8 protein-coding genes and 1 pseudogene are annotated in these 14,183 nt (G+C 66.3%); 2 read left to right on the top strand and 7 right to left on the bottom strand.

Annotated elements, in window-relative coordinates:
* Both BAY15_RS19190 and BAY15_RS10335 read left to right on the top strand, forming a co-directional pair.
* Positions 1-1,419 (top strand): hypothetical protein, encoded by a 1,419-nt coding sequence (locus tag BAY15_RS19190; RefSeq protein ID WP_157771730.1) that lies wholly within the window; start codon positions 1-3, stop codon positions 1,417-1,419.
* A gap of 223 nt (positions 1,420-1,642) precedes the next feature.
* Entirely contained in the window at positions 1,643-2,275 is a 633-nt protein-coding gene (locus BAY15_RS10335) for a DUF1453 domain-containing protein (protein ID WP_237334242.1), read from the top strand.
* 177 nt (positions 2,276-2,452) lie between these two features.
* Here the strand turns inward: BAY15_RS10335 and BAY15_RS10340 are convergent, their stop codons facing one another.
* The 7 genes and pseudogenes from BAY15_RS10340 to BAY15_RS10365 all read right to left on the bottom strand — a co-directional run bounded on the left by BAY15_RS10340 (position 2,453) and on the right by BAY15_RS10365 (position 14,172).
* Positions 2,453-3,283, bottom strand: coding sequence for an aldose epimerase (locus tag BAY15_RS10340; RefSeq protein WP_068852089.1), 831 nt, complete (start codon positions 3,281-3,283; stop codon positions 2,453-2,455).
* Positions 3,273-4,289: a glycoside hydrolase family 43 protein gene (locus BAY15_RS19555; RefSeq protein ID WP_428999298.1), complete on the bottom strand. Its 1,017-nt coding sequence runs from the start codon at positions 4,287-4,289 to the stop codon at positions 3,273-3,275. Before BAY15_RS19555 ends, BAY15_RS10340 begins: the two co-directional genes overlap by 11 nt.
* A pseudogene (locus tag BAY15_RS19560) lies at positions 4,275-5,735 on the bottom strand (MFS transporter); the annotation flags it as partial. The gene BAY15_RS19555 and the pseudogene BAY15_RS19560, both read right to left, overlap by 15 nt.
* Positions 5,722-8,391 (bottom strand): glycoside hydrolase family 3 protein, encoded by a 2,670-nt coding sequence (locus tag BAY15_RS10350; RefSeq protein WP_343123986.1) that lies wholly within the window; start codon positions 8,389-8,391, stop codon positions 5,722-5,724. The pseudogene BAY15_RS19560 and the gene BAY15_RS10350, both read right to left, overlap by 14 nt.
* Positions 8,391-10,079: a glycoside hydrolase family 43 protein gene (locus tag BAY15_RS10355; RefSeq protein WP_068852096.1), complete on the bottom strand. Its 1,689-nt coding sequence runs from the start codon at positions 10,077-10,079 to the stop codon at positions 8,391-8,393. Before BAY15_RS10355 ends, BAY15_RS10350 begins: the two co-directional genes overlap by 1 nt.
* Positions 10,079-12,061: a sialate O-acetylesterase gene (locus BAY15_RS10360; RefSeq protein WP_068852099.1), complete on the bottom strand. Its 1,983-nt coding sequence runs from the start codon at positions 12,059-12,061 to the stop codon at positions 10,079-10,081. The genes BAY15_RS10355 and BAY15_RS10360 overlap by 1 nt, the downstream gene beginning before the upstream one ends.
* The gene (locus BAY15_RS10365) at positions 12,058-14,172 is read right to left on the bottom strand and encodes an alpha-glucuronidase family glycosyl hydrolase (RefSeq protein ID WP_068852102.1); all 2,115 of its coding nucleotides are present in this window, start codon (positions 14,170-14,172) and stop codon (positions 12,058-12,060) included. Before BAY15_RS10365 ends, BAY15_RS10360 begins: the two co-directional genes overlap by 4 nt.
* Positions 14,173-14,183 lie beyond the last annotated feature (11 nt).

Here is a 14,183-nt window from a genome sequence, read left to right on the forward strand (position 1 = left end):
ATGCCAGCTGTCGATGTATTTTCAAATGGCTTGGTCAGTGCGCGCTTGGAGCACCAGCATGGACTCTCTGCATTCGGAACGCTGCTGCATGTGGCCCGTCTGAACCACTTCCACGGCCCCGACTTTCGGGCGGCCTTCGGACTGCACTTCCAGTACCGCGACGACCTCTCCCACGTCCTTGCATTTTCCGAACGGAATCAGGTTCGGCTGGCCGCTACCGCGGGCATTTCGCAGGAATCACAAGGCCTGTGGACTGTCGAACCGTGGCAGCCTTTTGCTGGTGAGGGCCCCTGGTCCGCCTTGCCTTGGTCGCTTCGCGCCTGCCCTTCGTGCCTGCGTGTAGGCTATCACTCCAATCTGTTTCAGATGCCCTGGATGGCGCAGTGTCCGTGGCACCGTACGAAGCTGGTCCATAGCTGCCGAAGATGCGATCGGCCACTGCTTGAAGGGTTCCGGCAGGGGCTGGACCTGGTGTGTTGTCCCTGTGGGATGGATCAGGTTAATGAGCGCGCCATCCTCAAGGGCGATCCTCATGAAGGTGAGCGCGGAGATTTCCTTGCAGCCTATCTAGGGTGGACGGCGGTCGAGCGTGGGCTCAACACCTTGTTATGTCCGGAGCAGCAGTCCGTGGGTGGCGCCGCTGCGCTTGCTGCCCTGTGGCCAGCACCGACGTGCCTGATGCGCTGGCACAATAGCTTCACTATCAGCCCGACGCATATTCATACGGAACGACTGCGCCGCCCCCGCGCCAGCGGCGCGCGGGACCATCAAGCCGCCAAGGACCTCCTGCGGTGTGCCAAGAGCCTCTGGCCTGGACAGGCAGCGATAGCGGATCTGCCTGCAGGATTTCTCCCGCCGTTGTTGAGCATTACTCGCCAGATCGCATCTCCCCTTCCTGCGACGAGTCTTACGACCCGGGAGCGCGAAGCTCTGGCGCTTGAACCGGTAGTTGGTGCTCCATCAACCTCATCACGGCACGATCTCCTGCTGCTGCCTGTCCAACGCGTGGCCAGTGGCCTCTACTTGGACGTGCGCGTCCTGCATCGCACCGCTTACCGGGTGATCGCCAACTTAAGCGCGCTTCTCGCTTTTCCTGAACTCGAGCCGGCACCAAGTAACTTGCATCGAATACTGCTGACGGCTACCCTGCGGGCGCTCTCTCGGGCTTATGCCGACGGTTTCAGGCACGTGCTGGGCCGCCATGTCCCTGCACTGTATGACCAGTCGCGACACAGAGCGGGCCCCCGGCTGCCATGGATCAGACTTGCGCGGAACGCCGAGCACTCACTGGACGTCACGATCGCCTGGTCCCGTCGACAACCCTGGGATGCGGAGATGAAGCCCAGCGCCCGCAGGGGCACCCCTGCGTTGAGTAAAGGCAAAACTGGTACGCGGCGCAAGCCCGCGAAGCGGCGCTAGCACTCCCAACCATACTGTCTTCGTCCGGGAGAGCTGGCCTCTCCGCTTTTGGCCAGAAGCGGGCGGGGGCTGGAAGGCGCCATGCAGCATGCGTCATGCCTGCTCCCTGCCATGCCCCGCATGCGTGCTGCCTGATCGCAAGCATCTTCGTCTCGGCCCCAAACATGCACTTCTTAGTCGTCAGGGGAGTGACCAGACGCTCCACGGCCAACGGTGCTGCGACATGTCGACGTTGCGTCCATCGTTGAGCAAGAAATGGCGCGCTGTCGAAGGCTGCTATAAATCTTACCCTTGTGGGGAGGTCGAAGTTGATGCCGCGAGGTGTGGGCAGTCCAAATACAATCAGTCACTTAGTCGAAACAGGAGCTTGTGCGGTGAACATCTGATCTTCCTGATCACGCGCGGTGTCGCCGCGATGAAGCCGGGTGAGATCACGCTGGGGAGGTTGGCGGTGGTGCCTGCGCTGTTCACCGCTTGGGGCCTGTGGTCGATCAGTGCCCGCTACGGCACCTCCTGGCAGGCATGGGCGCTGTGGCTGGTCGGCATCGGCGCGGGGATGGGTATCGGCTGGATGATGCTTCGCCGTGCAGTGCTGACCGCGAACCGGGCAACCGGGAAGCTGTGGCGCAGCGCGGATTACAGCCTGCTGCCGCTGCTGCTGGTGACATTCATGGTGAAGTACGGGTTTGAATCCGCGCTGGCGATGTCGCCGACGCTTGCGGGCGATGTTGGTTTCCGGGCGGCCTATCTGCTGCTGTCGGGCGGTTTCACTGGCATCTTCGTCGGCAAGTACATCCGGTACGTGGCCGCCTGGCGCCTCGCCGCGCCGAGCGATGATCCGCAGGTGACTGGCTGAGGTACTTGCCCGCCGGGATCTTGGATGCCGGCTGCCGGTAGGGTTGCATCCCAATCAACCGCCGGGGTGGTGATTGTTCCTTTGGGGCATGACCTCGAACGGAGGAGGCGTATTTTCGATTTGGGTCATGCGTTACCGTGCCGATCACCGCTATCGGCGGTCGTTTGGGAAGCGACCCTACCAGCTCAGCTCAAAGCGTAGCTCGAGTTGCTGGCCTGGCTCCAGTGTCTTGGGTGCGAGGGTGAAGGCGTCTGGTGGGCCGGTTTGGGGTTCTACGCAGGTAGCGTGCGGCGCGGCGTCATAGACCACCCAGTGGTCGGTGTTGGCTCGCAGCGTCAGGCGCTGGCCTCCGTATATCAGGGTTATGTCTCTCTGGTTGATGAAGCAGTCGTCCCATGGGCCGGGGGATGCGCTTGCCAGTGGCAGCCTGGCGATGCCCTCCTCGTCGCGTGGGTACATGGCGTCGGGCTCGAACAGCAATTGATCCGGTTTGCGGAACCACGGGTGCCAGCCGAGTACGGCGGGCATCGGTTGGGTGCCGGCCTGCACTGCGAGGTGCAGTTCCAGGCTGTGCGGCGTCATCTGTATGACCTGCGTTGCTGTGCCGCCGAAGGGCCAGTAGTCGTCCTCGGGAAGTTCCAGCGACAGCGTGGCGCTGTCCGCCGCGATACTGTCGATGCGCCAGGGCAGTGCGAACCCTACCCCGTGGATGGCGTGTTCGCCGAAGTTTGTTGGCAATGCATACGCCCGGCCATCGAAGTTGAAGCGCCCGTGCCGGATCCGGCCGGCCCACGGCACCATCGGGTAGCAGCCCCAGGCAATGGCGGCGGCCCCACTCTCCCGTTCGTCCACCAGCCACTCCACGCCTTGATGGCGGATGCGGGCGATGCGTCCGCCGGCCTCAGGGGCAAGTGCCACCTCCAGCTCCCCCGCCCGCAACCAGTGCAGGTGGCCAGCAGGCAGTGGCGCCTGCGCGTCGTCGATGGGCAACGGGCTGTCAGTTGCCATAGGGATCAATGGTCCGGATGCTGCCGTCCGTTTCCATGTGCAGCGGGGTGCACTTGACCGAACGCAGGTGGGTGACCCCGCCCGACAACAGGGCGTCGTGATAGAACAGGTACCACTGGCCTTCGACCTCGCAGATGGAGTGATGCGTGGTCCAGCCCACTACCGGCTTGAGGATCACGCCGCCATAGGTGAACGGGCCGTACGGGCTGTCGCCGATGGCGTAGCAGAGTAGATGGGTGTTGCCGGTTGAGTACGACAGGTAATACCTGCCCTGGTACTTGTGCAGCCACGGACCCTCGAAGAACCGCCGCTCATGGTCGTCGGCGCGCAGCGGCTGGCCGTGCTCGTCCAGGATGATGATTTCCCGCGTGGGCTCGGCCAGCTGGGTCATGCCTGCATCCAGTCGGCCGACGCGCGGGCCCAGTGCCGGCGCATCGCCGGTGGGCTCTGCGTGCGCGGCGTCGTAGCGGTTGTCGCGGTACTTCTGCAGCTGGCCGCCCCAGATGCCGCCGAAGTAGAGGTAATGCGCGCCGTCCTCGTCCTCGTACACGGCGGGGTCGATGGAGTACGTGTCGGCCATCGGCTCCGGTTCGGCGGTGAACGGACCCTCGGGGCGTTCGGCCACGGCGACGCCGATGCGGAACCTGCCCTCCCTGTCCTTGGCCGGGAAGTACAGGTAATAGCGGCCGTCACGGTGGGCCGCGTCGGGTGCCCACATCTGCTTTGCGGCCCAAGGCACGTCGCGTACATGCAGGGCCATGCCGCAGTCGGTGGCCTCGCCGCTGGGGCTGTCCATCCGCAGCACGTGGTAGTCCTCCATGCCGAAGTGCCCGCCGTCATCGTCGAACGGCGCGCCGGCGTCGATGTCGTGCGAGGGATAGATGTACAGCCGCCCCTCGAACACATGGGCCGACGGATCGGCCGTGTAGATGTGGGTCACCAGCGGCTGGGAGATGGCATGTGCCGCAAGGTGCACAAGGTTGTTGCCTTCGCGGCGCTGCTGCAGGTCCTGCTCGATGCGGGTTTCCATGCGCTTGTCGATCTTGTAGAGCAACAGCATCGCCACGGCGATCAGGAACGGAAGGGAGCAGTACACGCTCACCGTCAGGCGGATGCCGTTGACCACGCCCTCCGGCTGCTGGTCTGCGCCGGCTTGGTAGCCGTAGTACGCCAGGATGCCCGCGACCAGTGCGCCACCAATGCTGAGACCGATCTTCAGGCCGCACAGCATCGCCGAGAAAATGATGGCGGTGGCGCGGCGGTTGTTCTTCCATTCGGAGTAGTCGGCGACGTCGGCGATCATCGCCCACAGCAATGGAATGGTGATGCCGTAGAAGAAGCCGTGCAGCATGAAGGACACGAACGCCACGGCCACGGCGGTGGGCGGGAAGAAGTAGAACACCAGCAGGAACACGGTGGAGACCAGCAGCGCGCCTCCGAATACATCGCGCTTGCCGAAACGATCGGCCAGCCGGCGCGATACCCCGATGCCCAGGATCATGCAGATGATGCCGCAGGCGTTGAACAGGCTGAACGCCGAGGTTGCCGGATCCTCCGGCCACGCGAAGCCGGACAGCCCCATGCCATTGAGCGTGGCGTTCAATCCGCCGATGAAGCGGTTGAAGCCGGTGTTGTCGAGAAAGCCTGCGAGAGCGGGCTCGCTCATGTAGTACTGGAAGTAGTAGATGTAGGTGCCGCCCTTCAACGCGAGGTTGATGAAGACCAGGATCGTCAGGGCCAGCATCACCTGCCACGGGCGGTTGCGCAGCAGGTCGGCCAGGTCCTGCAGCACGCCGCCGGTCTGTTCCTTGGCCGGCACGATGCGCTCGCGGGTGGTGGCGAAGGTGATCAGGAAGAACACGGTGCCCACCACCGCGAACACGGTCATGACCCGCTCGAAGCCCAGCACGCGGTCGCCGTCACCGAGGATCAGCACCAGCGGCAACAGCAGCACCTGGATGATGAACTGGGCGATCATCACCGCCACGAAGCGGTAGGCCGAGAGGCTGTTGCGCTGGGCCATGCTGCCGGTGAGCACACCGCTGAGCGCGGAGTACGGCAGGTTGTTGGCTGCGTAGACCAGCATCAGCAGGCCGTAGGTGCCCAGGGCGTAGATGATCTTGCCCTGCGCACCCAGCTGCGGGGTGCTGAAGGCCAGCAGCGAGAGCACGCCGAACGGTACCGCCGTCCACAGGATCCACGGCCGGAACTTGCCCCAGCGTGTTGCGGTGCGGTCGGCGGCGATGCCGATCAGCGGGGTGAACACGAAGGCGCCCAACAGGCCGATCACGAAGATGATCGTCGCCGCCGTGGCAGGGGGCAGCCGGTACACATCGGTATAGAAGAACGCGAGGTAGGTGATCAGCGTCTGGAAGATCAGGTTCGCCGCGAGGTCGCCCAGGCTGTAGCCCAGCTTTTCCCGTACCGACAGGACGTGCTCAGTCACGGGCAGCCTCCACGGTGAAGCGGGCCTGCACGCGGGCGTCGGCGCTGGAGCTGCCTACCCTGACCTCGTACGCGCCCGGCGGCACGACATAGGCCGCCCGCGCTTCGTCGTACTGGCGCAGGGCCTGCGTTGCATCCAGATCGAACGCTACGGTACGCCGCTCACCCGGGGCCAGCTGCACGCGCTGGAAGCCGCGCAGCGCCTGCTGTGCATCACCCGGCGCCGCATCGACCCGCCGCATGTACAGCTGCACCACTTCATCGCCTGCGCGCTTGCCGGTGTTGGCCACGTCCACCTGCACCTTGAGGTGCCCGTCTGCGGAAATGCGGGGCGCATCCAGGCGCAGTTTTCCGTAGTCGAAGGTTGTGTAAGACAGGCCGTGCCCGAACGGGTACAGCGGCGTGCTCCGGAAGTAGCGGTAGGTGCGGCCTTCCATGGTGTAGTCGTCAAAGGCCGGCATCGCCTGGTCTGCCTTGTAGAACGTTACCGGCAGCCGGCCGCCGGGGTTGGTATCGCCGAATAGCGCCTGGCCCACGGCGGTACCGCCGCGTTGCCCGGGGTACCAGCTCATCAGGATCGCCGGCAGGTTCGCCTGCGCCCATTCCACCGCCATGGCCGAGCCGCCGGTGAGCACCATCACCACTGGCTTGCCCGTGGCGTGCAGGGCTTCGAGCAGTGCACGCTGCGGCGCGGGCAGGCGCAGGTCGGTGCGGTCGCCGCCGGCGAAGCCCGGGTAGTTGACCTTCATCTCCTCGCCTTCGACGTCGCCGGTCAGGCCGCCGACGAACACCACCACATCGGCATTGCGCGCAGCATCCAGAGCCTCCTCAAACGGCGGCTTGGCACCAGGCATGCGCCAGCCCAGCCGCACGCCGGCGTCGCGCTCGGCATCGAAGTATTCCAGCTTCACTTCGTACGCGCGCCCGGCCTCCAAGTCCAGGTCCACGCCATCGCCATGCAGGCGGTCGCTGCTGGTCCAATGGTCCAGGACGCGCTTACCGTCCACGTACAGGCGATAGCCGTCGTCGGCGGCGGCCTCGATGCGGTAGCGACCCGACACCGGCGGGAGCAGCTGACCGCTCCAGCGGATGCTGAACCCGTCGTTGGGGATGCCCTGCCCCGGGGCGGCTTCGCCGCGGGCCAGCAGGTTGTCGGTTGGCGAGCCGCGGTCCCAGCGGAAGCCGATCTGGGCATCGGTGCGCACCAGGGCCGGCGTGCCGGAAAGATCGGCGGTGCGGAAATACTCACCACGCAGGCCGCGCTCGGGGGAATCCACGGAAGGACGCAGGTAGGTGGCTTCGATCAGGGGCGTCGCGCTGGGATCATCGCGCCCTTCCACCAGGTCCACGCCGCGTGCGTAGCGTACCTCGGCCCCCTTCGCGGCATCGCGGATGCCCTGCAGGATCGTTACCGGTGCAGCCGGGGTGCCGAAGTAGTTGCCCAGCAGCGCCATGGTGTCATCGGCGGTGGGGCCCACCACGGCGATACGCTTGAGATTGCGCGACAGCGGCAGCAGGCCATCGTTCTTCAACAGCACCAGTGATTCCTGCGCCGCTTTGAGGGCCAGCGCGTCGTGTGCAGGGGCCTGGTTCACCGATGCCGGGATCTGTGCCCACTTCACGCGTTCCGGTGGATCGAACATGCCCAGCCGCATCCGCGCGGTGAACAGCTGGGTTACCGCCTCGTCGATCTCGGCTTCGCTGATCAGGCCCTGCTTCACTGCTGCGGGCAATGTGGCGTATTCCTGGCCACACTCCAGCTCGGTGCCGTTCTTCACCGCAAGCGCGGCCGCGGCTTCGCGGGTCGGCACGATTTTGTGATGCTTCCAGATATCGACGATGGCCCAGCAGTCCGAGACCACGTAGCCCTTGAAGCCCCAGTCGCGCCGCAGCACGTCGCGCAGCAGGAAGTGGCTGGCGCTGGCCGATTCGCCGTAGACCCGGTTGTAGGCGCCCATCACCGCGTCCACCTGGCCTTCCTTCACCAGTGCCTCGAATGCCGGCAGGTAGGTGTCGTACAGGTCGCGCTTGCTGGGGCGGGCGTCGAAGTGGTGGCGGTCGGCCTCGGGGCCGCTGTGCACGGCCAGGTGCTTGGCGGTGGCATCCAGCTTGCGGTACACCGGGTCATCGCCCTGCAGGCCGTGCACGAAGGCCACGCCCATGCGCGCGGTGAGGTACGGGTCTTCGCCGTAGGTTTCCTGGCCCCGGCCCCAGCGCGGGTCGCGGAAGATGTTGATGTTGGGCGACCAGAACGTCAGCCCCTGGTAACGGCCGTGCGAGCCCTCGCGGATGAACTGGTGGTGCTTGGCGCGCGCTTCATCGCTGATGGTGGTGGCCACCTGCCCCATCAGCGGTACGTCGAACGTGGCGGCCAGGCCGATGGCCTGCGGGAACACGGTGGCCTGCCCTGCCCGGGCCACGCCGTGCAGGCCTTCGTTCCACCAGTCGTACGCCGGTACACCCAACCGCTCGATGGCGGGCGCGGCGTTCTGCATCTGTGCCGCCTTTTCTTCCAGGGTCATCTGCGCGACCAGCGCGGCGGCGCGGGTCTCGAAGCTGGCCGAGGTGTCGAGCCACGGCTGAGGCGCGGCGGCGTGGCCGACGGTGGCCAGGCTGATGGCGGCGCAGAGCGCCAGCGTGCGGAACAGGGGCCTGCGCGTCATCATTTGCTCCTCAGGGCGCGCTCGTCGCGCGCGAATGGTCCCAGCAGGGCGCCGACGAAGCCGCCTGCACGATCCGTACTCAATACCGTTCCGTCCACGTCATCGGCGAGGGTCTGCCAGCCTTGCCCATCGCGTGTGTCGAAGGCGAAGGCATAACGTCCTCCGTCCCCTTTTATCTGCAGGCGCAGCGGAGCTGCCGCTGCGACGTCGCGCGATGCGAGTGTTTTTGTTGCGCCGCCGCCGTCGCGTCCTTCCAGGAAGATCACCACGCGATCCTCGCCAACGCTGCGGACGCCGAGGAAGTACCAGTAGGCTTCGCTCTGGAAGGCGGCCAATCCTGCCGCCACGCCTTCTGCTGGCTGCGTCATCTGGGTGCTGGCCTCGAAGCGCAGGTGCTGCTGGCGGCGGCCCAGGAACGCGGGGTTGCGCAGCGTGTCCAGGTCTTCCGGCAGCGGGTGCACCGCCAGGGAACCGGGGCGCTCGCGCAGGTCGGCCCACGGCTGTTTGGGTACCCGCACGCGCAGCCAATCGTTGCCGAGCGTGGGGGTGTCGAATTCGTTGCGCTCTACGAAGTTGCCGGTGGAAGGAGCTTGTGTTGCTTCTCCCTGCATCCACGATGGCACCTTGGCCGCGTACGGAATGGTCTGGCCGGCCGGCAGGATCACCGGCCAGCCGTCACGCCATTCCACCGGCAGCAGGTAGGTTTCGCGCCCGGTGTTGTAGTGGCGTATGTCGTAGTTGCGGCTGGCCAGGAATACCGCCCACCAGGATCCGTCCGGGCCTTCCACCAGGTCGGCGTGGCCGGCGTTGGTGATCGGCAGTGGCCGGTCCTGCGGCAGGTCGCGCTGGGTGAGGATCGGGTTGCCTGCATACGGCACGTAGGGCCCCCACACCTCGCGGCTGCGCAGCACCACCTGCGAATGCTGCGGGCCGGTGCCGCCTTCGGCGTCGGAGAGGTAGTACCAGCCATCGCGCTTGTAGATATGCGGCCCCTCGATCCAGATCGGGTTTTTGGCCGGTTCCACGCCGCCGTCGATGAGCACCTTGCGTGGGCCTACCGGCTTGAATGACGCCAGGTCGAGCTGCTGCATCCAGATAGCGCGGTGGCCTTCGTAGCGCGCCGGGCCGGGCGGCACGTCGTTATTGAGCAGGTAGACCTTGCCGTCCTCGTCGAAGAACAGCGATGGGTCGATGCCCTCGATGCCCGGCAGCCAGTGCGGGTCGGACCAAGGGCCGGCCGGATCGCGGGCGGTGGCGATGAAATTGCCGCCGCTGTCGACCGCCGTGGTGACCACGTAGAAGACTCCGTCGTGGAACGAGATGGCTGGCGCGAAGATGCCGCGTGACACGCTGAGGCCATCGAAGTCCAGCTGCGTTGGGCGGTCAATGACGTTGCCGATCTGCTTCCAGTGCACCAGGTCCACGCTTTCGAATACCGGGATCCCCGGGAAGTACGTAAAGCTGGAATTGACCAGGTAGAACTTCCCGTTGGCGTGGGTGATGCTGGGGTCTGCGTGGAAACCGGCCAGGATCGGGTTGCGGTAATGTCCGGCGGGCAGCGGCGGTTCAAACGCCACGTCATTGCCGGCGTATTCGAACCAGTCGAAGTAAACCGGGGCTGCGGGTGTGGCCGCCTGCACCCGAAGCGCGGCGGACAGCAGCAGTACCGTGGCAAGCAGCAGGCGCATCAGGGCGTCCCTGAAGGAGTGAGGGAGAGCTCGAACGGACCGGCGGGCGCGCCGCTGCTGTCGCGCAGCGTGCAGACCGGGCCGTCTGCCCAGCAGTAGCGGACGCTGGCGGCGGTTCCTGCCTGCAGGCTGTTCAGCACGACGGCGTTGCCGTCCAGCGTGGCGTCGGCGTAGGTGCAGTGCTTGGCCTCGGCATCGCACAGTTCGAAGCCGATGGGGCCGTTCGCACCGGTGGCGACCAGCGTTCCGGTGACATCGTCGAAACTGATGCGCACCTCCACCCTCGTGCGGGAAACCCTGCTTGCCGTCGGGCCGGAGGCTGCCAGCGCCTGTTCGCCATGGACCACATGGCGCGCCACGCGGGCCAGGCGCCGGCCCAGTTCCTGTTTGTTCGGCGGATGGATGTCGTAGGCATCGCCGATGTCGATGGCGAGTGCCAGCCCGGAATGCGGGTCCTCTGCGGCAACGCGCCGCTGCGCCTCGCGCACCTGCGCCCAGCCGCTTTCCACCGGGGCCACGGGCGGCTGCCCGTAGCCGGCCAGCTGCACCACCAGCAGCGGCATTTCCGCGCCGAACTGCCGGCGCCAGTCATCGCGCAACGTGCGCAGCCTGTCCGCGTAGGCAGCGCCATCGCCGGTGTTGGATTCGCCCTGGTACCAGAGCATGCCGCGCAGGCCATAGCTCCCCAGCGGCGCGATCATGCCGTTGTACAGCGTCGAAAGGCCGCTGGCGGCATGCCACGGGGCCAGTGGCGGTGACAGGTCGCCCGGCGCTGCGCGGTACCACCAGGGAGCATCCAGAACGATCCGGGTGCCATCGTCCAGCTGCAGGGCGTGGGCCTCTGCGGGGCCCGCCAGCCCGCCGTCGCCCCAGGTGTCCAGCACGTTGACGACCACGCTGTTGGTTCCGGCTTTCAGCAGGCCGGGCGGGAGCGGATAGGATCGCGGTTCCCCCGGGGCGTTCTGGCTGCCCACCGCCACGCCATTGACCCAGGTCACGTCGGTTTCGTCGGCAGGCGCCAGCTCAAGGCGTGCGCCCTGCCCGGCCTGTGCGGCGCTCAGCTTCACCTGGGTGCGGTACCAGACCATGCCGTTGTACGCGGCAAGCGCCGGGATGCCCCAGCGCTCCCATGCGCCGAGCTGGGCCGGGGCCTGGCGCCACCCGGTGCGGTCGGCGTCGGGCTGCCAGGGGGCATCGCCGGGCGTGGCGCGCTCGCGCTGCTCCCACCACTGCTGCCAGTGCTTGCCCCAGGCTGCGTTTGCCGCCACGGGGTCGCTGGCATACAAGGCGAACACATCCAGGGCTTCCTCCATGCCACCCTGCGCGCGCAGCGCATCGGCGCTGGTCCAGGCTTCTATCCGCGAACCGCCCCACGCCGACTGGATCAGTCCCATCGGCACATTGACGGTCTTCCGCAGTTCACGCGCGAAGAAGTAGCAGGCGGCGGAAAAGTCGCGCACGCTTTCCGGTGATGCAGGCTGCCATGACACGGGGCCGGAGAAGCCCTCCCGAGGCGTCACGGCTGGGGCCTTGGGTACGGTGAACAGGCGGATGTCCGGCTGCGCCGCCGAGGCGATTTCACTGTCGGCGTTGAGCGCGCGCCGCACCGGCAGCTCCATGTTCGATTGGCCGGAGCATAGCCAGACGTCGCCCATCTGCACGTCGCTCACGGTCTGGACGTCCCGCCCTGCCCGTACGCTCATTTCGTAGGGGCCTCCGGCGGCGATGGGCTTCAATGTGATTTGCCAGCGACCCTCTGCATTTGCCTGTGCCGTGGCGGTCTGGCGTGCAAACTTCACCGATACGGTGGTATCCGGCGCGGCATGGCCCCAGACCGGAATCGGCTGATCGCGCTGGAGCACCGCATGGTCCTGGAATAGCGGGTGCAACAGTGGCGTCACGGATTCCTGCGCCATGACCGGTGCGGCGAAGCACGCCAGAAGGCTGCCCAACATCCATCCCATTCTCGGTTTACCGTTCATCGCCCATCTCCTGGTGCCGATGGAAACTGCAGCGCTTGGTAATACGCCAGCGGGTGCGGCGGTGTGGCTTCGCCTGCCGGCAGTGGCCTGCTGCTGATGGACTGGAAGTAGGCAACGCTGGCATCGCGCCACCATTGCGCTTCGCGCCGCTGGATCTGGAGGAAGGCGGCGACCTGTTCGTGCCGGTCTGCATCCACCCTTCCCCGCAGGCTCGCCCAGGTGCCCTGCATGGCTTGGACCTGGCGTACGCCCAACGAGTAGCGACCCACCAGCTCGTCCCACAGCGGTCGCCCGGAGGCCATGCGGTGATCCCATGGCACATGGTGGAACCACAGCAGCAGCGCCTCTGGAACCTGGGTCAGGTCCGCATAGGTTGCGGCCACTTCCGGGGCGTACTGGGCCACGGCGTTGCTGCCCGTCGCGGTGCGGTCGAAGCCGATGCCGTTGCGGTCGGCACGGTGGTAATAGACCGAGGTCCAGTCCGCACGCGGGCCGCCGTCCACCCAGGGTCCGGGTCCGTAGTGGTGCCCGCGCGCCATCAGGTGGTGCAGGCCCAGCGGGGTCATGTAGTTCACCGCGGCCTCGCGTGATGCCATCATCATGCCGACGATCGGCTGCACCACTGCCGGCTCTGGCGAGAAGGTCATCGCCGCCCAGTCCTCCGCGATGTCACGGGACGATTGATCGGGATTCCAGGCAAGGCGACCGAACGCATACCAGTTGGCCTGATCGAAATGCGAGCCACTCCAGGTGCGATCGGTACCGATGTTGGCAACGCCGGCGATGCCGCTCAGTGACTGCGCCACGGTGAAGCGCCTGCCCCCTGCGCGGGTGTCGGCCTGGAGCACTTCTTCGAACAACGGCCCCAGGTACACCAGGTGCGTGGCGAAGCCCAGGTACTCCTTGGTGATCTGGAACTCCATCATCAGCGGCGTGCGCGGCATGGCGCCGAACAGTGGATGGAAGGGTTCGCGCGGTTGGAAGTCGATGGGGCCGTTCTTCACCTGCAGCACCACGTTCGGGCGGAACGCACCGTCCAGCCCCGCGAACTCGGTGTAGGCCTGGGTGGCACGGTCGGCGGGTACGTCGTGCGCATAGACGAAGGCACGCCACATCACCGCGCCGCCGTGCGGTGCCAATGCATCGGCGAGCAGGTTGGCGCCGTCGGCATGGTTTCGGCCGTAGTCCTGTGGGCCCGGCTGTCCTTCGGAGTTGGCCTTGACCAGGAAACCGCCGAAATCGGGAATGCGCCGGTAGATTTCGTCGGCCTTGTCTCGCCACCAACGCTGTACCGCAGGGTCAAGCGGATCGGCGGTCTTGAGCCCGCCCAGTTCGATGGGGGCGCTGAAGCGCGCGCTCAGGTACACGCGGATGCCGTAGGGCCGGAATACCTCCGCCAGCGCGGCCGCCTTGTCCAGGTACTGCGGCGCGAGGCTCTGTGCGTTGGCGTTGACGTTGTTCAGCACCGTGCCGTTGATGCCCAGCGAGGCATTGGCCCGTGCGTAATCGGTGTAGCGCGGGTCGCGCCACTCCGGCAGCGTCTGCCACTCCCACAGCGAGCGGCCGGCATAGCCGCGTTCGACATACCCGTCGAGGTTGTCCCAGTGGTCAAGCACCCGCAGCCGCACCTTGGGCGACTCGTGCAGATCAAGGTGGTCCAATGAAGCACCGGTCTGCAGCAACCTGAGCAGATGGAACGTGCCGTACAGCACGCCGATATCACTGCGCGATGCCACCAGCAGCATGTCGCGCCCATCACGCCGCGTGCGCTTCAGCAGGTAGCCCTCTTGCCCCAGCGACTCGACCTCTTCGCGGAACGGCGCGATCAACGCCGACGACTGGGGCGTACCAAGCGCAAGTACGCGACCAGCGGAACTTTCGTTTTGGATCCGGGGTGCGGTGCCCAACAGACCGGTGAGGCCGCGGACCAGCTCATCGCGTGCGGCACGCAGGGTGGGTGTCTGATCGGGGGCGACAACCTCGCCCAGCTGTGTGGCGTAGTCTGCAGCAAGCACAAGGTCCAGCGGGGCGTAGCGCAACCAGAGGTTGTAGCCATCCTCCGCGCGCGCACCCGCGCTGCAGGCCATCAATGCCACCGCAGCAAGCAGCATCCGATGACACC

The sequence above is a fragment of the Stenotrophomonas rhizophila genome (assembly GCF_001704155.1).
GTDB lineage: Bacteria > Pseudomonadota > Gammaproteobacteria > Xanthomonadales > Xanthomonadaceae > Stenotrophomonas > Stenotrophomonas rhizophila_A.